General features: G+C 74.5%; 1 protein-coding gene (running past one end of the window). It reads right to left on the bottom strand.

Translation table 11 applies throughout. The features are described 5' to 3' along the window. Nucleotides 1-22,339, bottom strand: the 3' end of a protein-coding gene (locus EV190_RS16120) for an ADP-ribosyltransferase (protein ID WP_208113204.1). It continues 27,119 nt past the right edge of the window; the window shows 22,339 of its 49,458 coding nt (coding positions 27,120-49,458); the start codon falls outside the window, past its right edge; its stop codon occupies nt 1-3.

The following is a 22,339-nucleotide window of genomic DNA, read 5'->3' on the forward strand; positions in this document are numbered from 1 at the left end:
CTATCCGGCGTCCCCGCTTCCCTCCGCGGAGGCGCCGGAGGGCCGGGGAAGCGTGTCGAGGAGCCCGGCGGGGACGGGGACGCCGCGTGCGGCGAGCGCGCTGAGGGCCTGGTAGAGGGCGCCGCTGTCGAGCCAGAGGCGCCACTGGGCGTTCGCGGTCTCCGCGGCCTGCCCGGCGGTGACGGCCCCGGAGACGAAGGGGGCGAGCGCCTCGTCGAGGGGGCGGCCGTTGACGTGGTGGTCGTAGTAGGCGTTGAGGAGGGGCAGGGCGAAGCCCTGGTCCAGACCGGGCAGCAGGTCCGCGCCCAGCCCCTCGGCCACCGGTCCGAGGTCCTGCCCGGAGAGCGGCGGGGCCACGGGGCCGCTCTGGGTCTGCTGGGCCGGGAGCTCGTCGAAGTCCCAGGACAGCAGGTCGTGCGGTTCCACCTCGGAGCCGGGCTGGTAGCCGTGGTGGGCGTCGCCCCGGGCGGCGGGCTCCCAGTCGTCGCCGGGGGTCCAGTCATGGGGGACGAGCTCGATCTCGATGAACCACAGGTCCTCGACGGGGAAGAGCGAGCCCTTCTGGGCGCTGCGCTGGTAGACGGAGTGGACGACGAACCTGGTCTCGCGGGGCAGCAGGATCTCGCGCTCGGAGCCGCCGAACCCGGAGAACGGCTTGGCGTCGAGGGCGGGGTGGCCCTTGGGCGCGCGGATCACGAAGTAGGCGTCGTAGGGGTGGCGGGACCTGGCGCCGATGGAGGTGGAGGAGTAGCTGCGCTCGACGTGGGTCGTGCCGACGAGCCCGTACATCGAGGCGGGGTCGCCGAGGTCCGCGCCCATGGTCTTGATGTAGGAGGCGTCCACGCCCCGGTGCAGGACGACCGACTCGGGGAGGACGGGGGAGGCGGCGATGGCGGAGTCCAGGTTCCGCACCAGGTCGACGTAGTGGTCGTCGTTGCCCTCGTGGACGACCCCGTTCCGCAGCCCGTCCTTGAGAAGGGCATAGCCCGACCCGGTGTAGTCGTAGACGGATTCCTTCTGCTCTTCGGTCAGGACCTCGCTCATGGGCCTGCCGTCCACGGACGACATGTTCCTGGACGCCCACTCCGCGCCGTCGTCGTTGGTGAACAGGACGGCGTCCCGCATGCCTTCGCCGGAGGGCTCGCCGGGGCCTCCCCGCCAGTGGGAGGGCTGGGGAAGCCTGGGGAGGACGGCCTCGGCGTACGGCAGGACGGGGCGCTCCCTCCGGTTCCTCGCCACGGGGTCGTCGTCGTTCCCGAAGACGTCCTTCAGCCACTGGTCGGTGTCGGTCGGAACCGGGGCGTCCGGCTGCTCCGGAAGCCGGGTGTCCGCCTGGTCGGGCAGGGAGTCGAAGTCGAGGTCGGGCAGGTCGGGGTTCTGGGCGGCGGCCCAGTCGGCGAGGTTCTGGAGATCCTCGGGGGAGAGCGCGGACAGGTCCAGGCCGATGTCGGGCAGGGAGTCGAGGTCGGGCATCGGCTCGTCCGTGTCGGCCGGGGGCGTCGCGGCGGGCTCCGTGTCCGGCGCGGGCGCGGGGACCGGTTCGGGTTCTGGGGCCGGTTCGGGTTCCGGGGCGCCGAGCAGAGCCTGCTTGAACAGGTCGGTCATGCTCGGCGGTTCGCTCCGGGGCGCGGAGGCGCCGGAGTCGCCGCTGCCCGTGGCGGTCCGCGGAGCGGCCGAAGCCTCCGTGGCCCCTTGCGGGGCCGGGGCCGGGGCCGGTTGCGCGGTGGGGGGCGCGGGGGTGCCGTTGTGGGCCGGGGCGGCGGGGGCCGGGGCCGGGGAGCCGCCGGCCGCGGCCTCGGTCCAGCCCGTGGACGTCCTGGTCCAGGCGCGTCCGTTGTCGGCGAGGAGTCCGGCGGCGTCCGGTCGTGCCGGGGCCGTGGACGGGGCGTTCTGGGCGCCGCCCTGGGCGGTCTGGCCGGTGGGGACGAGGAGGGCAGCGGGGAACTCCTCCGTGATCACGGTGTGGTCGCCCTCGACGGTGACGTCGTGCGAGCCGTACCGCAGGGTGATCCGGAGGGCGGCGGGGGTCTCGGCGACCGCGTACCTGCGGTGGGGGCCGGGGGTCCCGGGGGCCTGGTCGTGGATCGAGGTGATCCTGGGGGCGCGGCGGACGGTCTCGACGGTCGCGGTGGCGGAGCGGGTCTGGCCCCTGGCCTCGGCGCGGAAGGAACCGGAGGAGCCGCTCCCGTCGCGGCGGCTGCCGACGCGGGTCTGCAGGGCGCGGAGCTTGACGGGCACGGAGACGCGGTCGGAGGCCCCTTGGAGTTGGGCGGTGACCTGGGCCAGGATCGTCTCGCGGCTCCGTCCGGTGAGCTCGTAGTTGTCGGCGCGCAGCCCCTCGGTCAGCTTGTCGACGGTGGAGCCGGCGGAGGAGGGGGCCGGGGTCCTGTCGAGGAGGCGGCCCTGGTCCGCGGAGTGGGGGTCGACGCGGAACTGCCCGGGGCGCAGGCCGCTGCCGGGAACGGGGTGGTCGAGGGTCTGGCGCCAGCCGTTGGACGGGCGGGGGAACCCTCCGTCGGCCAGGCGCCGGGTGGTGACGTCGAGGGCGCCGGCCAGGCGCCAGTGCTCCCACTGGCCCAGGAGCGCCTTCCGCTGCTCCTCGTGGGTGCCTCCGGGGAGGTGGCGGGTGTTCTCGCGGGTGAGCGCGTCGATGTCGCGCCGGTGGACGTGGTGCTGGTAGAAGGCGTCGAACACCGCCCGCTTGGCGTGGGGGGAGACCCCGGGGGTGAGCGTCCAGCCGGAGGACAGGTCGGCCAGGTGGGCGTCCAGCGGGGGACCGGTGAGGTCCTCCAGGCGGGGGACGCGGTCGGCGGGCAGGCCGTGGCCGCGGAGTTCGGCCAGGGCCGAGTCGGCCGCGCCGTTTCGCTCCCAGCCGGTCCAGAGCTGGTGCAGCAGGCCGGCGTCGATCCCGGTGTTCGATCCCTGGCGGCCGGTCGGCATCTCGTCGAGGACCTGCGGCACGCCGCGGCCGCGGACGTGGTGGTCGTAGTAGGCCCCGAAGAGCGTGATGACCTGGCCGGAGGACAGGATCTGGCCCGGGTCCAGGATGGCGGCGATCCGGGACCGCGCGTCCCGGGGCAGGTCGGCGATGCGGACGGGGGGCTGGTAGTAGACGTTGGGGCCGTCGGGGTCGCGGTCGAGGGCGATCCGCGTGATGTCGCCGATCAGGTCGAGCTGCTTCTGGTTCAGGACGCCGGTTTTCTCCTTGGCGCCGCTCATGATGTTCGAGGGGCTGTGGTCGACACGGGACTGGTCGGGACGGCGCCGGAAGACGCTGCCCTGGTCCTGGTCCTTGGAGCTCTCCTGGTAGTCGTCGAGGAGGCCCAGCAGGTGCAGGAGCTCGTGGACGTAGACGGCGGGGTCGGCGTCCATCGCCCAGTTCGCGGAGTTGCTCCGGGGGACGGCGCCGCCCGGGGGCGTGGGCAGCCACTTCACCTGGGCGTGGACCGGGCCGCTGCTGTCGCGGGCGTCCAGGAGGCGGACGTGGAGCTGGTCGCCGGGGCGGCCGTCGGGGCCGGTGAAGCGGTGGCGCCCGTTGATCATCCGGTCGAGGGCCTTGCGGGCCTCGGCCAGCCGCTGCCGGGCGGCGGGGGTGTCGAGGTCGAAGGCGACGCGCAGGGTGAGCTCGCGGACGTGGGTAGGGCCGCCCGGGGTCCGCTTGTCGGGGTCGACGGGGACGCGGCGCACGTCGAAGCTCACACCGGTCCGGTTGGTGACGTACCTTTCCATCCTCGCGGCCTGGAAGCTCTTGGGGGCGCCCGGAGGGTTCCCCGGGACCGTCACGGACACGCCGCTGGCGTGCGGGCCGGAGACGCCGGCGGGTTGCGCGGTCACGGTGTCGCGCGTGACGTCGAACTCGTTGACGCGCTGGACGCCCAGGTCGTCGATCGGGGTGACGGCGGCGGCGTCGCGGTTGTGCTCCCACGCCGAGGACGGGGCCAGGTCGGAGTGGACGGTCGCGGCGGGGGGGCCGGGGGAGAACGGGGCGGTGACGAAGGAGAGGCGCGCCAGCGAGGTGGCGGTGACCTTCGGGGGGAGGGTCGGGAGGGGGAGCGGGTTGCCCTGCGCGTCCACGCGGGGGGTGCTCCGCTTCTCCTGGGACGCGGTGGACTCGGTGAGGCCGAAGTGGGCCAGGATGCGGGGCGCGACGGAGTCCGGGAGGGAAGGGGACGGGGAGGCGTTGGGGGTCTGCCTCAGGACCAGGTCGGCGTGGGACTTCTGCGGGTGGAAGGCGCCGATCTCGACGCGCAGGCGCAGCAGCGACCCGTCGCGCAGGGTGTAGGGGACGGTGTGCGTGGTGCCGTCGGGATCGGTGACGGTGCGGCCGTTGTTGACCACCGATTCCAGCGCGTCGGTGATGTCGCGCTCGGCCCGGGCGACCAGGGCGCCGTCGATGTTGCCGTGGCCGAGGCGGCGCAGGCGCACGACGACCTCGGTGGCGTCGTGGCCGTCGTGGACGGTGCGGTTCCACTCCAGGAACGGTCTCGTGGTGTGGGACAGGACGCCGCCCTGGATAGTTCCGTCACCCGGGAGGGTGAAGGTGCCCAGCGACTTCGGGGACAGGCTGTAGTCGAGGGCGGTGAGGAACGAGTTGGGGAACGGGACGGAGTGCCGCTTGTCGGTGTCGTCCGCCTGGGCGGGCGCGGGGGAGTGGTGGTCCTGGCCGGCGGGCGCCTGGCCCGGGGCGGACCGGGGGGCGGGGGCGTCGACGTCACCGGGCGCGGAAGCGGGATCGGGCAGGGACGTGCCTTCGGTGAGGGCGCGGTACTCGCGCGTCGCCCGGTCGGCGCGGTCGTGCGCGTTTCCGGCCGTCTCGCGCAGCGTGTCGGCCTCGCTGGAGAGGGAGAGGTCGCCGTTCTCCACCGCGTCGGCCAGGGCCTGGAGGAGGGCGGCGTCCCGGTGGTGCTGAGCGGCGCGCTGGTAGGCGGTGTGGAGTTCGGGGGCGCTGTCGGGGTCGGGCGCGGGACCGGGCAGTGAACCGGGGGCGGAGGGGGCCGGCTCCAGGCCCAGGTTCTCGGCGAGCCGCAGCGCCTGGTCGCGGTACTCGTCGTTGAGGTCCTGGAGAAAGTCCTCGCTGTCCTCGTCGTCCTCGTCGCTGTCGCTGTTGTCGCGCAGGTCCTCGATCTGGTCGCGGGTGTCCCTCAGGGCGTCTCCGTAGTAGTCCTCCACTGCTTCCCTCATGGTTTCGGCGGAGTCGTCCGCGAATTCGCGGAGGGTCTCGGCCTCCTCGGGGAAGGGGAAGTCGTCGCGTTCCGCCGCGTCGGCCAGGGACCGGAGGATGAAGGATTCCCGCTGCTCCCGGGCGGCGCGCTGGTAGCGGTCGTGGAGTTCGGGGGTGCTGTCGGGGTCGGGGGCGGGGCCGAGCAGGGGCGCGGGGTCGGGTGCGGGGCCCAGGCCCAGGTGCCCGGCGAGCCGCAGCGCGTGGCCGCGGTAGACGTCGTTGAGCTGCTGGACGGCGTCCGCGTCCTCCTCGCCGTCCCCGTCGCGCAGGTCCTCGATCTGGTCGCGGGTGTCCCTCAGGGCGTCTCCGTAGTAGTCCTCCACCGCTTCCCTCATGGTTTCGGCGGAGTCGTCCGCGAATTCGCGGAGGGTCTCGGCCTCGTCGGGGAAGGGGAAGGCGTCGGACTCCAGGGCGTCGGCCAGATCCCGGAGGAGGAAGGACTCCCGCTGCTCCCGGGCGGCGCGCTGGTAGGACTCGTAGAATTCGAAGGCGCTGTCGGGGTCGGGGGCCGGGCCGAGCAGGGCTGCGGGGTCGGGGGCGGGGCCCAGGCCCAGGTACTCGGCGAGCCGCAGCGCGTGGTCGGTGTAGTCGGTCCTGCGCTGTTCGGCCGCTTCGGGGTCGCCCTGCTCCTGCAGCTCCTCGATCTGGTCGCGGGTGTCCCTCAGGACGTCTCTGTAGTAGTCCTCCACCGCTTCCCTCATGGGGTCGGCGGAGTCGTCCGCGGCTTCGCGGAGGGTCTCGGCCTCGTCGGGGAAGGGGAACCCGTCGGTCCGTGCGGCGTCGGCGAGGGCCTGGAGGAGGGTGGCCTCCCGGTGGTGCCGGGCGGCGCGCTGGTAGGTCTCGTAGAGTTCGAAGGCGCTGTCGGGGTCGGGGGCGGGGCCGAGCAGGGGCGCGGGGTCGGGTGCGGGGGCCAGGCCCAGGTTCGCGGCGACCCGCAGCGCGTATTCGCGGTAGGCGTTGTCGAGCTGCTGGACGGAGTCCGCGCTGTCCTCGTCGTTGTCGCGCAGGTCCTCGATCTGGGCGCGGATGTCCCCCAGGGCGTCTCTGTAGTAGTCCTCCGCCGCTTCCCTCCTGAGGTCGGCGGAGCCGTTCGCGGCTTCGCGGAGGGTCTCGGCCTCGTCGGGGAAGGGGAACCCGTCGGTCCGTGCGGTGTCGGCCAGGGCCTGGAGGAGGAAGGCCTCCCGGTGGTGCTGGGCGGCGCGCTGGTAGGCGGCGTGGAATTCGGGGGTGCTGTCGGGAGCGGGGGCGAGGCCGAGCAGGAACGCGGGGTTGGGGGCGGGGCCCAGGCCCAGGTGCTCGGCGAGCCGCAGCGCGTGGTCGGTGTAGTCGGTCCTGCGCTGTTCGGCCGCTTCGGGGTCGCCCTGCTCCTGCAACGTCTCGATCTGGGCGCGGATGTCGGCCATGTCCCGGCCGAGCGTGTAGGTCCGGGCCGTCCGCTCGGCGCGGTCGTGCGCGTTTTCGGCCGCCTCGCGCAGCGCGTCGGCCTCGCTGGCGAGGAAGATGTCGCCGTTCCCCACCGCGTCGGCCAGGGCCTGGAGGAGGGCGGCGTCCTGGTGGTGCCGGGCGGCGCGCTGGTGGGCGGTGTGGAGTCCGGGGGCGCTGTCGGGGTCGGGGGCGGGGCCGATCCGGGGGGTGGGATCGAGAGCCTGGCCGGGATCCAGCCTGAAGTGTCTGGCGAGCCGCAGCGCGTAGCCGCGGTAGGCGCTGTCGAGCCGCTGGGCGAAGTCCGCGCTGTCTTCGCTGCTGTCGCTGTACTCGCCGTTTTCGACGCGCAGGTTCTCGATCTGGCCGCGGGTGTGTGCCAGGGCCGCGATGAGGTAGGTCTCGGCGGCCTGGGCCGCGTCGGCGCGGATGGTTCCGGACTGGCCGTCGAGTGTGCCGGCTTCGGAGGGGAAAGGGAAGCCGTTGACGCGTGCGGCCCTGGCCAGGGCGGGGATCAGGACGTCTTCCCGGTGAGCCTGGGCGGCGCGCCGGTAGGCGGTGTGGAGTCCGGGGGCGAGGTCGGGTGAGGGGACGGGGGCGGGCGGGGGGCCGAGCAGGGGCCCGGGGTCGGGGCGGGGGCCCAGGCCAAGGTGCTCCGCGAGCGCCGCGGCGTCCCTGCGGTATTCGGCCGAGGCCTGCCGGACGGCGGCCTCGTCTCCCCGCGCCTGACTGATGCGGGCGCGGGCAACCGCCATGTTCAAGCCGAGTACGTAGGTGCGCGCCGCTCGGTTGGCGGAAAACTGGTATTGGGCGGCCTGGGCCTGCAGGAACGCGGTCTCGCCCGGAAGGGGGAAGCCGTCGGTGTGTGTGGCGTCGGCCAGGGCCTGGAGGCGGGCGGCCGTGTGGTCGACGCGAAGGGCCTGGATGCGGGCGGCTTCGAGTTCGGGACTGTTGCCGGAGGTCAGCAAAGGGGGGAGGTAGCGGGGCGGTTCCACGGCGAGGATCCGGGCGAGCTGCAGCGAGTGGCGGACGTAGGTCTGGGCGTGCTGATTGGCTTCGGCCGGGTTGTTCTGGGCGGCCGAGAACTGGGCGCGGACGCCGGCCATGTCCGCGCCGAGCCGCTGGATCGACACCGCCTGCTCAACGGTGTCCCGCGCGGTTTCGGCCAGCTCCTGCAGCGTGGTGGCCTCGTCGGGGAAGGGGAACCCGTCGGCCATGGCGACGTCGGCCAGGGCTTCGAGGAGGACGGCCTCGCGGTGGTCCCGGAGGGCCTGTTCGGGAAGTCCGGCGGGCTGGTCGGCGGCCGGGGCCAGTCCGAGGAGGTCGGCCAGGGCCAGTGCGTGGCGGCGGTAGTCGTCGTTGAGCGACCGGGCGCCCGCCTCGTCACCCTGGGCGTTCAGGGCCTCGACCTGCGTGTGGATCTGCGCCAGGACCGCGCCGCGGTAGTCCAGCGCCGTCTGGTGGGCGTGGGCGCGGGAGATGTCGGCCTGGTCGCCGAGTGCCGCGGTCTCGTCGGACAGGGGGGAGCCGCCAGTGGACTCGGCGTTGCCCAGGGCGCGGAGGCGTGCGGCGTCGCGGGAGGCGTCGGCGAGGGTCTGGAGGCGTGCGGCGTCGCGTGCGGCGTCGGAGGCGCGCTGGTGGGCGGCGTGGAGTTCGGGGGCGTTCGCGGGGTCGGGCGCGGGGCCGAGGCTGTCGGCGGGGTCGGGCGAGGAGGCCAGGCGCAGACTCTCGGCGAGGGCCAGGGCGTGGCGGCGGTAGTCGGCGGAGAGCTGTTCGATGGTGGCTTCGTCGCCTCGGGCGTGCGAGTCCTGGGCCTGGGCGCGGGCGTGGGCCATCGCGGTGCCGTGGTACTCCAGCGCGGCCTGTTCGGCGTGCGCGCGGGCGTTGTCGGCGAGTTCGCGCAGTGCGGTGGCTTCGGCGGGGAGAGGGAACCCGTCGGCGCGCGCGGCGTCGGCGAGGGTCTGGAGGCGTGCGGCGTCGCGTGCGGTGTCGATGGCCCGCTGGTGGGCGGTGTGGACCTCGGGCGCGGAGTCGAGCAGATCGGTGAGGTCGGGGGTGGTGTCCAGGCCGAGGTGGTCGGCGAGGGCCAGGGCGTGGCGGCGGTAGTCGGCGGCGGCCTCGTCGCCTCGGCCGCGCCGGCCCCCGGTCCGGGACCGGAGCAGGTCGAGGCCGAGCAGATGGGTCCGCGCCGCCTGGTCGGCGGTGTTCCGGGCGTTGCCGGCGAGTTCGCGCAGCGCGGTGGCTTCGGCGGGGAGGGGGAACCCGTCGGCGCGCGCGGCGTCGGCGAGGGTCTGGAGGCGTGCGGCGTCGCGTGCGGTGTCGATGGCGCGCTGGTGGGCGGTGTGGACCTCGGGCGCGGAGTCGAGCAGGTCGGTGAGGTCGGGGGTGGTGTCCAGGTCGAGGTGGTCGGCGAGGGCCAGGGCGTGGCGGCGGTAGTCGTCGGCGTGCTTTTCGGCGGTGGTTGCGTCGCCTCGGGCGTACAGGTCCTGGGCCTGGGCGCGGGCGTGGGCCATCGCGGTGCCGTGGTAGTCCAGTGCGGTCTGGTCGGCGTGCGCGCGGGCGAGTTCGGCCTGGTCGTCGAGCGTGCTGGCCTCGCCGGGGAAGGGGAACCCGTCGGCGCGCGCGGCGTCGGCCAGGACGCCGAAGCGGGAGGCTTCCTGGTGGGCGTCGGCGGCGCGTTGGTAGGCGGCGTGGACCTCGGGGGCGCTGTCGGGGCCGGGCACGGCACCGAACCGGTCGGTGAGGTCGGGGGTGGTGTCCAGGTCGAGGTGGTCGGCGAGGGCCAGGGCGTGGCGGCGGTAGTCGCCGGCGTACTGCTCGGCGGTGGTTGCGTCGCCTCGGGCGTACAGGTCCTGGGCCTGGGCGCGGGCGTGGGCCATCGCGGTGCCGTGGTAGTCCAGCGCGGTCTGGTCGGCGTGCGCGCGGGCGAGTTCGGCCTGGTCGTCGAGCGTGCTGGCCTCGCCGGGGAAGGGGAACCCGTCGGCGCGCGCGGCGTCGGCCAGGACGCCGAAGCGGGAGGCTTCCTGGTGGGCGTCGGCGGCGCGTTGGTAGGCGGCGTGGACCTCGGGGGCGCTGTCGGGGCCGGGCACGGCACCGAACCGGTCGGTGAGGTCGGGGGTGGTGTCCAGGTCGAGGTGGTCGGCGAGGGCCAGGGCGTGGCGGCGGTAGTCGCCGGCGTACTGCTCGGCGGCGGACTCCTCGCCCAGGGCGTACAGGTCCTGGGCCCGGGCCCGGGTGTCGGCGAGGGCCGCGCCGATCCGGTAGGAACGCGCCGCCTGGTCGGCGGTGTCCTGGGTGTTGCCGGCGAGTTCGCGCAGCGCGGTGGCTTCGGCGGGGAAGGGGAACCCGTCGGCGCGCGCGGCGTCGGCGAGGGCCTGGAGGCGTGCGGCGTCGCGTGCGGTGTCGGCGGCCCGCTGGTGGGCGGCGTGGAGTTCGGGGGCGCTGTCGGGGTCGGGGACGGCACCGAACCGGTCGGTGAGGTCGGGGGTGGTGTCCAGGTCGAGGTGGTCGGCGAGGGCCAGGGCGTGGCGGCGGTAGTCGCCGACGAGCCGCTGGGAGTCGGCCTCGTTGCCCCGGTGGCGGAGGACGTCGGCGTGGAGGCGGGTGTGGTTCAGGGCCGCGCCGCGGTAGTCCAACGCCGTCCGGGCGGCGTGGTCGCGGGCGGTCCGGGCGTCGTGGGCGAGCCGGTCGGCCTCGTCGGGGCGGGAGGACCCGTCGGCGCGCGCGGCGTCGGCCAGGGCGTCGAGGAGGGCGGCGTCCCGGTGGGCCTGGGCGGCCCGCTGGTAGGCGTCTCTCAGTGCTCCCTCCATCTGCCACGGCGCGGGGCCGAGACCGTGGTCGGTGGAGGGGCGGAGGCCGAGCCGGTCGACGGCCTCCAGCATGCGCAGGCGGGCGTCCTCAGTGGTTTGCCGGCCTCCGGCCCCGTCACCCTGCTCGTGCGAGGCCCGGGCCCGGATGTCGTTCTGGGTGACCCGGTCGCGCAGGTGGTCGATTTCCTGCCGTACCTCGGCCAGGCGCTGGTCGCCCTCGCCCTCGTCCACGGCCATCGGCTCGGGCCCGGGCTCGGTGGCCTGGACCTGCGGAGTGTAGGGGGGCGGGGCATCGGCGGGGACCTCCTCGGGATCCCCGAGGAAGGACCGGACGGCCGCAGGGGTGGTGTGCGGGGCGAGGATGTAGGTCGCGGCCCGGGTGTAGACGGTGGTGACGGTTCTGCTCCACTGGAACCTGCTGTCGATGAAGTGGTGGTTCCGCTGGGCGGTCGACAGGTCCCAGCTGTGGCGCGCGTCCCCGTCGCGGACCTCGTTCAGGTCGAATATCCGGTCCTGCCAGAGCCTGAACTCGTCGGCCAGGTTCTGGAGCAGTTCTCCCTCCGCGCGGAGCAGGCCGCGGATCTGGACCGCGGCGTCGAATCCGAGGGGGTCCTCGGCGGTGACGCCCAGGGAGCGGACGACGCGGGAGACGGCGTCCCTGTGCTGGTCCTGGAACCGCTGGGCCTCGGAGGTCCAGGACTCGTGCTGGGTTTGCAGCTGATCGGCCCGGGCGAGCAGGTCCCCGATGATCGCCTCCTCGGCGGCGATTCGGCTCCGGAGCCAGTCGGCCCGCTGGGCGGGGTCCGACTCCCCGGGGTCGGAGGCGTCGTGTTGGCGGGTGAGCGCCTCGGCCCGGACGCGGTGGAGGTCGGCCTGGGACAGCAGGCGGCCGGCCTGCTCGCGGAAGCCGGCGTACTCGCCGTCGAGGCGCTGGATCTCGGCCCGGAGACGGTCGCGGGCGGCGGTGTCGGTTTCGGGCGTGCCGCGCAGCCGGTCCCGCGCCTCCGAGGCGAGGGAAAGGGCCTCGTCGGCGGATTCGACGTGCGACTGGGCCTGCCGGCTCAGTTCGGAGGACTGCTGGAGCGCCTCGTCGATCAGGGAGGCGGTGTCGGGTGCGGTGACGGGCTCGCCGGGATAGGTGGGTGGCGCGTCATCGGTGATGTGGAGTTCGGCGAGCTCCTGCTCGGCCGAATCCCGGATCCGCCGGTGGTGCTCGGCCTGGGTGAGGAGGTCCCGCGTTTGGCCCAGGAAGCTGTCGGCCGCGCTGAGAAGTCGGGTGACGTGCTGGACGTAGTCCTGGAACCGGGTGCTGGTCGCCGCGAGCCCCTGGACGGTGCGGTGGGTCTCGCCGTAGGTGTTCTGGACTTCGTTGTCGATGTTCTGGGCGGATTCGACTCCGAGGGCACCCAGCCCGATGAAACGGACGGCGCTGCTCCGCGCCCGCGCCTCCTCGGCCGCCCGGACTTGTTCGGCGGCGCGGGTGTAGGCCGCGTGGACCTCGGGGATCCGGGGCGCCAGGCCGGGGGAGCCGGCGGTGAGGTCGCGGGTGGTGAACCCCAGGACCTCAGCCAGCTCCAGGGCGCGGTCGTGGTAGTCGCGCAGCGGGGCCGGGGCCGAGTCGGGGTTGTGCAGGACCCGCTGCCCGGACTCCTCCAGGAAGTTGCGGTGGTCGTCGAAGTCGCCGCTCGTCCGCAGGCTCTCCAGCACGAACCGGCTGTGGCCGCGGACCATGTCCGCGCCCAGTTCCCAGGCCCGGGCCAGTTCCGGCGGGAGGCTCCCCCGAGCGGGGCGGGCCTGTTCGAGGAGGGCGTCGACCTCGTCGAGGACCTCTCGGATCCGGCCGCCGTTCCCCAGGTTCCGGGCGGTGTCGGCCGAACGGACCAGGACGGCCGCCTGTCCGAAGGCCGCGAAGGACGCGGGGAGCGATCCGTCATGCGGAGCCGGCGCCTCCCCCGCGTCCTCCGGGGCGGCGTCGTGGCCGTCGGCCATCTCGACGTCGGAGTCGGCATCGACGTTGACGGGGAAGGCGGTGACGTCGGCGCCGGCGCCGAGGGCGTGCGCCTGGGCGGCGGCGGTCGCCTGGTAGCGGCGCAGGTCCTCGTCGGCCCGCGCCTGGGCGGCGGCGGCCTCCGCTTCGAGCCGGTCCGCGTCGGGGGTGTCGGCGGCGCGGGCCGCCGCGGCCTCGGAGGCCAGCCGGCCGGCCTCGACCTGGCTGGCGAGGGCCTCCCTGATCTGGGCGCGGGCCAGGTCGCCGAACTCGCGGGCCAACGACAGCGACCGGACGCCGTCGGAGGGCCGGTCCGCGTCAGAGGAGGTCCGCCCGGGCCCCTCCCGCCGCGCGCCCGGCGAGTCGGGGAGCGGGTTCTCGTTCCCCGACGGCCTCGGAAGGTTCTCCGCCGGGGTGGCGCCGAGCCTCTCCCCGGGAGCCGTCTCCCCGTCGGCCTGCGACGGCCGGGGGGCGCGCCGGTCGTCCGTTCCGGGCCCGCGCGTCGAGGGCCGCGGCGCGGCGTCGCCCGTTCCCGGCCGGGCGGGGCCGGTGTCCGGGGAGCCGGTGCCGTCGGCCGTGGAGGTCGGGACCCAGCCGGTCCCCGTCCTGGTCCAGTCGCCGCGAGGGCCGCTGTCGGGCTGCGGGGCGGCGTCGGTGACGGGGCGGGCGAGGGACTGCTCCCAGCCGTGGCCCGGCGCGGGGAAGCCGTTCCGGGTGAGCAGGCCGGTGGCGTCGCGGAGGGCGCCGCTGCGGCGCCACGCCTCCCACTGGCGCAGGAGCGCCTGCCGCTTCTGCTCGGGGGTGTCCCCGGGCAGGGCGCGGCGGTTCTCGCGGGTGAGGGCGTCGAGGCCGCGCTGGTGGACCTGGTGCTGGTAGTAGGCGTCGAACAGCGAGAAGACGTCCCGCGTGGTGCTCCGGCGGCCGTCCGTCGCGGGGGGGAGGTCCCAGTCCGCCCCCAGCACGTCGAGCAGGTCCCCCGTGAGGGCCTCGGACGCCGTGTCCAGGCGGGGGGCGGGGGCGGTTCTCACCCCCAGGGCGTCGAGCCGGTCCAGCACCCGGTCCAGAGCGCCGCTCCGGTGCCACGAGACCCAGGTGTCCTCGAGCCCCTCCAGGATCTCGGACCCCCGGTAGCCCTGATCCGCGTGGGCCAGGCCGGACTGGGTGGCCGCGAGGTAGTCCTCGACGACCTGTCCGGGCGCGCGCCCGTGGACGTGGCGGTCGTAGTAGGCGCCGAACACGGTCAGGGCGTGCTCGGCGTTGGAGCCCTCGTCGAGGTCCCGCAGGAGTTCGTCGGCGATCCGGGTGCGCTGGGGCTCGGGCAGGTCGGAGAGGCGCAGGGGCGGCTGGTGGTCCTGCCCCCGTTCGGCGGCGTGGCGGGTGAGGGCGTCGAGCCGGTCGAGGTGGTGCTGACGCAGTCGGGCCGTGGCGCCCCGCGACCTCGACATGATGTTGTTCTCGTTCACGCCGTAGACCCCGCCGGAGACCCTGCCGAGGTCGGGGCGGGCGCGGAAGACGCTCGGGTCGCCCAGGGGGGAGCTCTCCGCGTACTCGTCGAGGAGACCGAACCGGTGCAGGATCTCGTGCACGTAGACCTGCGGCTTCTCGTCCGTCTTCCATACGCCGCTGTCCGTGCGGAAGCCCTGGTCGTCGGTCCAGGCGACGCGGCTGTGGACGGGACCGGTGACGCCGGGGTCGTCGGTGAACTCCACGCGGACGTGGAACTGGTCGCCGTATCGCGGCGCGGGGCGCCGGCCCCCGCTCCCGCTGCCGGAGCCCGCGGTGTCGGCGAACCGGTACTTCCCGTTGATCCTGCGCCGGAGGTCCTCGCGGATCGCGTCCTTGTGCCGCTGGACGGTCTCGGGGTCGACGCCGCCGGGCTCGAAGTGGACGCGCTGGGTGAGTTCGCGGACGTGGGTGGGGACGTCCGCGAGGTCGGTGCCGGTCTCCTCGGCGATCCGGGCGCGCGTCTCCTCGGGGATGGGGATCCGCCGCTCCTCGTAGCGGGGGCTCGTCTCGAAGGTGCTCGGCTTCCACGGGTGGAACCACTGGGGGTCGCCGTCGCGGTGGTCGGGGACCTCGCGGACCTCGCGGGTGGTGTCGGGGTCGGCCTCGTCGTACGGCTTGGCGGGCACGGTGCCGCGCCTGATCTCCGGGGAGTCGACGTCCACGCCCGAGGCGCCGTCGTCGGTGCCGGTCTGGACGGCGGGGACGGTGTCGCGCAGCGCCTCCCAGTCGTCGGGGTCGGCGAGGTTGGTGTGGACCTGTGCGGCGGGGCGGTCGTTGCGGACGGTGATCCGGCCGAGGCGGGACAGGGAGGCGGCGGTGACCTCGGTGGTGTGGGGCAGGACGTTGTCGGGGTCGCGGGGGTCTCTGCGGTGGGGGGCGCCGCGCTGTTCCTGGGCGTCGGCGGTCTCGGTGAGGCCGTACCAGGACAGCACTTCGGGGACGGCGCTGGTGTGGTCGGGCAGGTCTTGCGGGGTGGTGTCCTGGGTGGTGGTGTCCCAGGTCAGGTCGCCGTGGATCTGCTGGGTGTCGTGGTCGGCGTCGACGAGTTCGACGCGCAGGCGCAGTCGGGAGCCGTCGCGCAGGGTGTGGGGGACGGTGCGGGTGGGGGCGGGGCGTTCGCCGTTCTGGCCGGGTTCGGGGAGTTCGATGACGGGGCGGCCGTTGTCGATGACGGCTTGCATCTGCTCGACGAGGGTGGTCTCGGCGTCGCGGGTGTCGAAGGCGGGTTGTTGGGGGCGGCGCAGGCGCAGGACGATCTCGGTGACGGGGGTGCCGGTGTCGGGGTCGGTGGTGCGGTTCCACTCCATGCGGGGGTGGTCGAGGTGGCCGGGCAGGGCGTCGCGTTGGCGGATGGTGGCGCGCAGCGGCGTGCCGTCGGGGGTGGGGACGGTGAAGGACCGCTCCTGCCCCGGAACACTGCCGAACCTCTCCGCCAGCCGGTCGGGCACACCGCTGGTGTTCCTGGTCGGTTCGAGCAGCGCCCCCCACCCGTTCGGCGGCTCGGTGATCGCGCCGGTCTCGGCCAGGCGCTCCAGCGCGGTGCGCAGCGCCCCGGACTCGCGCCAGTAGTCCCACACGCCGAGGCGCTCCGCCTCGCTGGTCCGGTCGCCGACCTCCTGGCCGGACCGGAGCGCGATCGTCTCCATGCCGGCGTTCTCGCGGTGGTAGTCGTAGTAGTCCGAGAACAGGCGCAGCGCGTCCTCGTGGCCGAGGTGGTCGGCCAGCCCCTCGCGCAGGGGCCGGAGGGCGTACTCCTCCAGCGGGTCCGGCTCCCCGGACGGGGCCGCCGTGGGAACGCGGTTCCCGTCCCCGACGGGCGGGGACGACCCGATCGACGGCTCGGTGTCCGGGTCGCTCCGGAAGGGCAGCCGCGACGAGGAGTCCCGGGCGAGGCCCGTGACCTGGTCGTAGGCCAGGCCGTAGGGGGACGGGGTCCAGTCGGCGGGTTTGGTCCAGCCGTCGGGGACGAGCTCGGCCTCGACGAACCAGGAGGTCCCCCCGTAGGCGTCGGTGTATCCGCTGACGGCGTGGACGACGAACGTCGCGCCGCGCTTGACCAGGATCTCGTGCTCGTTCTCCTGTCCGTTGCGGGCGGTCCCCTCGGCGTTGAGCGCCGGGTAGCCCTCGGGGAGCCGGAACATGACGTAGATCCTGCGGCCGCTGTAGTCGGGGTCGACGTTGACGGACGTCGACATGTACCCCGGTTCGGTGTGCACCCGGCCGACCAGGTTCCGCATGCCGTCGGCGTCGCGCACCGACGTCCCCATCCGGTTGGCGAGGTCGCTGTTGAACCCCCGGTACACGACGACCGACTCGGGGGCCGGGCTGCTCCCGATGGCCGAGTCGAGTGCTTCGACCGCCGTCCGCATGCTCGGGGTCGCGGCGTCGGGGAACCGCCCGCTCAGCAGTTCGTCGTTGATCGTGGCGCTGCCGTGGGCCCGGTAGTAGGAGACGTACGCTTTCCGCTGGTCGGTCAGGTCGGGAACGGGGAAGCGCTCCTTGAGCCAGGTGACGGCCTCGGAGTTGGTGGCGAACGGCGAACGCCCGTTTCGCATGCCGGAAGAGCCGTACGAGGCCCGGCCGTCGGAGGACGATCCCTCCGAGAGGTCCCACTCCGGTCGCCACGACCCCGTGCCCCTGCCCCTCGGCTCCGGAGGGGGGGTCGTCTCCACGGAGCCGTTCCCCGTGGAGGTGTTCACGGGTGAGGGCTGCGGGGGCGCCGGGGAGGCGGCCGCTCCGGGCGCGGGGGTGCGCAGGGCGGTGTCCCAGCCTCCGCGCGGCGTGGGCAGGCCCCGGTCGGTGAGCAGGTCGAGGGCTTCGCGGAGCGTTCCGTTCCGGCGCCACCTCTCCCACTGCCCCAGGAGGGTCTCGCGCTTCTCCTCGGGGGTGCCGTCGTGGAGGGGGAGGGAGCCGGCGCGGACGAGGGCGTCGACGTCCTGGCCCTGGACGTGGTGCTGGTAGTAGGCGCCGAGCAGGGCGAGGACGGTGTCGGGGGCGTCCCCCAGGTCGAACTCGTTCCAGTCCCGGGTCAGGGCCGGGAGCGCGAGGGCCCTGAACTCCCGGTCGTCGAGGACGGTGTCGAGGAGGTCCTGGACGGGGGTCTCGGCCCAGCCGCCGGAGGGTGTCCTGGTCCAGGCCAGGCCGTTGTCGGGGGGCGTCGCGGCGGCGCCCGGGACGGTCCGGCCGTCGGAGAGGAGGCGGGAGGCCGGGAACTCCTCGGTGATCGTGGCGCGGTCGCCGGTGGCGGTGACGGTGTGCTTCCCGTACCGGACGGTGGCCCGCAGGTCGGCGGGGGTCTCGGCGGTCGCCCGGAAGCGGTGGGCGTCGGGCTGCCCGTAGCCCCCGTCACGGATTCCGGTGACCCGGGGGGTCCCGCGGACGGTCTCCACGGTGACGGCGGCGTCGCGGATCTGGCCCTTGGCCTCGACGCGGATGGTTCCGGTGTCGTCGTCGGTGAAATGGCTGCCCATGCGGTAGCTCAGGGCGCGGAGCCTGACGGGGACGGTGACGGGGCCGAGCTGGGGAGGGCCGGTGAGCTGGTGGGCGATCTGGGCGAGGACGGCTTCGCGGCTGCGCCCGGTGAGCTCGTAGTTGTCGGCGCGCAGCCGCTCGGCCAGCCGGTCGGCGGTGGAACCGGCGGTTTCGGGGACGGGGGTGCTGCCGAGGGGGTGGCCGTGGTCGGCGTGCCGGGGGTCGACGCGGAAGTCCTCGGGGCGCAGCGCGCTGCCGGGGACGGGGTGGTCGAGGGCCCGGGACCAGCCGTCCGAGGGCCGGGGGAAGCCCTGGTCGGCCAGGAACCGGGTGGCGGCGCCGAGGGCTCCGCTCAGCCGCCAGCGCTCCCACTGGTCGAGCAGCGCGGCGCGCTTCTCCTCGGGGGTGGAACCGGGCAGGTTCCCGGGGTTCCCGCGGACCAGCGCGTCGATGTCTCGGCCGTGCACGCGGTGCTGGTAGTAGGCGTCGAGCACCGCCCGCCTGGTGTCCGGGGTGTCGCCCGGGACGGGGCTCCAACCGGGGGTCAGAGCGTCGTCCAGGGTGGTTGCCGCGGCGGTGTCCAGGCCGTCCAGCCGGGGGGCGGGGTCGGTGGGGACGCCGGAGTCGCGGAGCTCGGTCAGAGCGGTGTCCAGCGATCCGTTGTCCTTCCAGCGCTGCCACAGCGCCTCCAGGTCCTGGAGGGAGGGGTCGGCCGGGGGCGGGAAGGCCGGGAGGTCCTCCCTGACCTGTTCGAGGCTGCGGCCGCGGACATGGTGGTCGTAGTAGGCGCCGAAGGCGTCGAGGAGGAGGCCGGACGGCAGGCGGGGACCGGTGGCCAGCGCGGAGAGGATCTGCCGGCGCGAGAATTCGGGGAGGTCGGCGACGCGGAAGGGCGCGTACCGGTGGTAGGCGCCGGGCCCGCCGCTCTCGCGGTCGAGGACGTGCCGGGTGATGGCGTCGAGGAATTCGAGGTCGCGTCGGGACAGACCGGCGGGGAACTGCCCGGAGGCCATGACGTTGCCGGTGTCGTGGTCGACGCCGGAGCGGTCGGCCCGGTAGCGGAGGGCGCTGCCGTCGGCCCGGTCCCGGAAGTCCTCCGGGTACCGGTCGAGGAGTCCGAGCAGGTGCAGGAACTCGTGGACGTAGACGCTGTCGGCGGCGTCGACGGCCCAGTTGTTGGCGTTGCTGCGGGGGACGGAGCCGTCGGCGTCCGTGGGCCGCCAGCCCACCGTGGTGTGCGGGGGACCCGAGAAGTCGTTCGGGCCGAGGTCGTAGTCGTAGGCGTCCTGGAGCCGGAAGTGCACCTGGTCGCCGAGCGTGCCGTCGGGTTCGGTGACGCGGTGGCGCCCGTTGAGGGCGCGGTCGATGGCCTGCTGGGCGGCCGCCAGCCGCCGGGCGGCGGTGGCGTCGTCGACGCCGTTCTTTTCGAACCGGACGCGCACGGTGTACTCGCGGACGTGGGTGGGGCCTCCGGGAACCTGCTTGTCGGGGTCGATGGGGATGCGGTCCAGCCTGAAGCGCACGCGCCCGTTACCCGCGGTGTAGGACCGCAGGCGCGCGGCCTGGAAGCTCTCGGGGGCCCCGGGGGGGTTCCCGGGGACTGTCCTGGACATGCCGCTGGTGTGCGGGCCGACGGCGTCGGCGGGCTGCGCGGTTCGGGATTCGCGCCGGACGTCGAAGGGGGCCAGACGCACGACGTCCGACGTGTCGGGGGAGGAGTCGATGACGTGGGAGAGACCGGGGGCGCGGTTGTCCTCCCAGTCCGAGGGCCGGGCCAGGCCGGTGTGGACGGGCGCGGACTCGTGGGAGTGCCGGACGGTCATCTGCCCGATCCGGTCCAGCGACACGGCGGTGACCCTCGGGGGGAGGGACGGGAGCGGGAGCGGGGCGCCGTTCGCGTCCTTGAGGGGTGTGGCGCGCTTCGCCTGGGACTCGGTGGACTCGGTGAGGCCGAAGCGGGTCAGGACCTCGGGCGCGGCCGTGGTGTGGTCGGTGGCGCCCGCAGGCGGGGAGGCCGTGTCGAACCGGTCCAGGACCAGGTCGGCGTGGATCGAGTCGGGGTTCGTGGCGGGGCCGGCGTGCTCGACGCGGAGGCGCAGCACGGAGCCGTCGCGCAGGGTGTAGGGGACGGTGCGGGTGGTGCCGTCGGGGTCGGTGACGGTGCGGCCGCCGTCGACCAGCGACTTCAGCGCGTTGGTGACGGTCTCCTGGGCCCCGATGACCGTTTCGGGGTTCATCCCGGGGGGGCCGATGGTCCGCAGGCGCAGGACGACCTCGGTGGTGTCGACGTCCGGCCCGTTGAGGACGGTCTCGGCCGCGTGGACCGGCCGCCCGTCGACGTCGGTCTCGGCGGTGGGGACCCCTTGCCCGTCGAGGGACGCCTCGGCGACGGGGACCCTGCGCCCGTCGACGACGACGTGGGTGACGTGCGCCCTCTGCCCGTTGGCGACGGCGTCGCCGACGGGGACCCTCCTGCCGTCGACGACGACGTCGGTGACGAGGGCCTTCCGGCCGTCCACGGTGACCTCGGCGGCGAGCGCCTGCTGCCCGTCGACGACGGTCTCGACGGTGGGGACGAGCCGTCCGGTGAGGCTGGTGGTGCCGCGGGACCACTCGAAGAACGGTCCGTGCATGACGTTGTCGACGCGGACCAGGACCGGGTCCCCGCCGACGTCGACGGTGAAGGGGTCGAGCGGCTTCGCGAACGGGCCCCGGCCGAACGCCTCGAGGAAGGAGAAAGGCAGGTTCGAGACCACCGTGGCCGGGGGCGTCCCAGCCGTCTGGTCCGGTGACGGGGCGGAGGCGTCGGTGTCGGTCGTGGGCGCGGTGGCGCCGCTGCCGGGGGCGTCCTGGACCGGCGCGTTCGGCGGGGTGTGCGACCGTTCGGGGCCGGGAGCGGGCGGGCCGCCGGCTTCCGGGGCCGCGTCCGAGGGGCCCTGCTGGGGGGCGGGTCCGCCCGGGGGGACGGACGGGGTTCCGGAGGTTCCCGGTTCGTCGGCGTCGCCGGGGTCGTCGTTGTCGTCGGGGTCGGTTCCGCGGGTGCTGGTCGGGATGGTGGTGTCGGTTCGGCCGGAGCGGAGGAGGTAGTTCCGCAGCGCCTCGTCGGCCCGGTCACGGGACCGCTGGATGACGGTCTCCAGGGTGGAGAGCTCGTCCGGATGGGGGAAGGAGGTGGCGCGCGCGGTCTCGGCGAGGGCCTCCAGGAGGGCGGCCTCCTGCGCGGCCCCGAACGCCTGCCGGTAGGAGGACTGGATCAGTGGATCGGCGGCCCCGCCGGGGACGGCGCCGAGGGGGGCCGCGAAGTCCTCGTCCGGGTCCAGACGGAGGTTTCCGGCGAGCGCCAGCGCGTGGGCGCGGTACTCGTCCAGGAGCCGGTCGGTCCCGGCCTGGTCGTCCTGGGACTGCTGGGCGTCGATGCGGGCGCGGACCTCGGCCATCGCCGCGGTGAGGCCGTCGGGGATCTCCCGCAGGCTCCGCTCGTGGAGTTCGTCGGCCCGCTGCCTGGTCTGCTCCGCCTCGCGGACGAGCCAGTCGGCCTCCTGGGGGAAGCCGGTGGCGCGCGCGGTCCCGGCCCACGACCGGTACTCGTAGGACTCGAGGGAGAGCCGGTGGGCGGCTTTGGCGGTGTCCATGACCCGGGCCGCCAGGTCGGGGGGCAGGTTCCTCGTGTCGGGCAGGGACGGGACGGGGACGCCGGGGGCGCCGTTCAGGGCCTGGTACTGGGCGCGGGAGTGGCGGTGGTAGTCGCGGGTGAGTTCGTCGAGCCGCGCCTCCAGTTCCCCGCGGGCGGGGGAGCCGTGGTCGGCGGTGGTCTCGTCGAGGCTCCGGCGGAGCTGGTCGATCTCGTGGCGGGTCCGCGCCAGGAGGCGGCCGCGCTCCTCGGGCGACAGCGGATCGTCGAGGGGAAGGGTGTGGCGGATGAACTCCCCGGTCCGGTGGTAGATGTTCCTGATGCGCTCGCTGAGCTCGGTCCGCTCCGAGAGGAGGGTCACGTTGGCGTGGGCGATCCCGGAGTCCCAGGTGTGGCGCGCGCTCCGGTTGGCGTCCACGCGCAGGTCGAACCACTGACTCCTCGCGGTTTCGAGCCGACCCAGGTGGTTCCACCGCAGGTCGGTCTCCGCGTCGTACAGGTCGCGGAGCTGGTCGGCCGCCTCGGTGCTGAAGACGTCGTCGGCGGTCACGCCGATGTTCCTGGCGAGCTGGGGCACGCTGTCCCGGTACGGGTCCAGGATCGTCCGGATCCGGCCCCTCAGGTCCTGGTATCGGGCTTTCTGCTCCTCGGCCCGGGCGGAGAGGCTCTCGGCCTCGGCCACCGCCTCCTGGATCCGCAGGCCGAGTTGGCCGGGGTCGGTGAAGGCGGGGTCGTACGCGTGGTTCCGGCGCAGCTCGGCGTGACGGCGCAGGACCTGGGACCGCTCGCGCAGTCGGGCGTACTCGTTCTCCAGGTCGGTGACGGTCCGGGTCAGGTGGTCGCGGGCGGCGTCGTCCTCCGGTGTCTGGTCGAGCTGGCGCTGTGCGCGGACGAGTTCGGGGAGGAGCGCGTCGGCCCGGCCCGCCTCCTGGACGGCTTGTTCGATGAGGAGGGAGGGCGGCGCGGTCTCGGCGGAGCCGTTCCCGATGTCGGCGAGCTCCTGTTCGAGGGCTCTCGCTTCGAGCCGCCGGTCCGATGCCCGCGTGAGGAGCTCCCGCGCTTCGCTCAGCGCTTCGTCGGCGGTCTTCCGCAGTTCGGAAGCGCTGATGCGGGGTTCCCTCAGCTCCCTGGCGGGGCCGGAGAAAAGCTCGAAGAGACGGCCCGCTTCTTTGTGGGCGTTGTCGGCGGCGGCGCCGAGTTCCTTGACGCCGTCGCGGATCGGCTCGGCGGCCGCGTTGATTCCGAGGAGTTCGACCGCTTGCAGCGCTCCGCGGAGCGCGGTGAGGTCGCGG

This window comes from Actinorugispora endophytica, assembly GCF_004363075.1.
Taxonomy (GTDB): Bacteria; Actinomycetota; Actinomycetes; order Streptosporangiales; family Streptosporangiaceae; genus Actinorugispora; species Actinorugispora endophytica.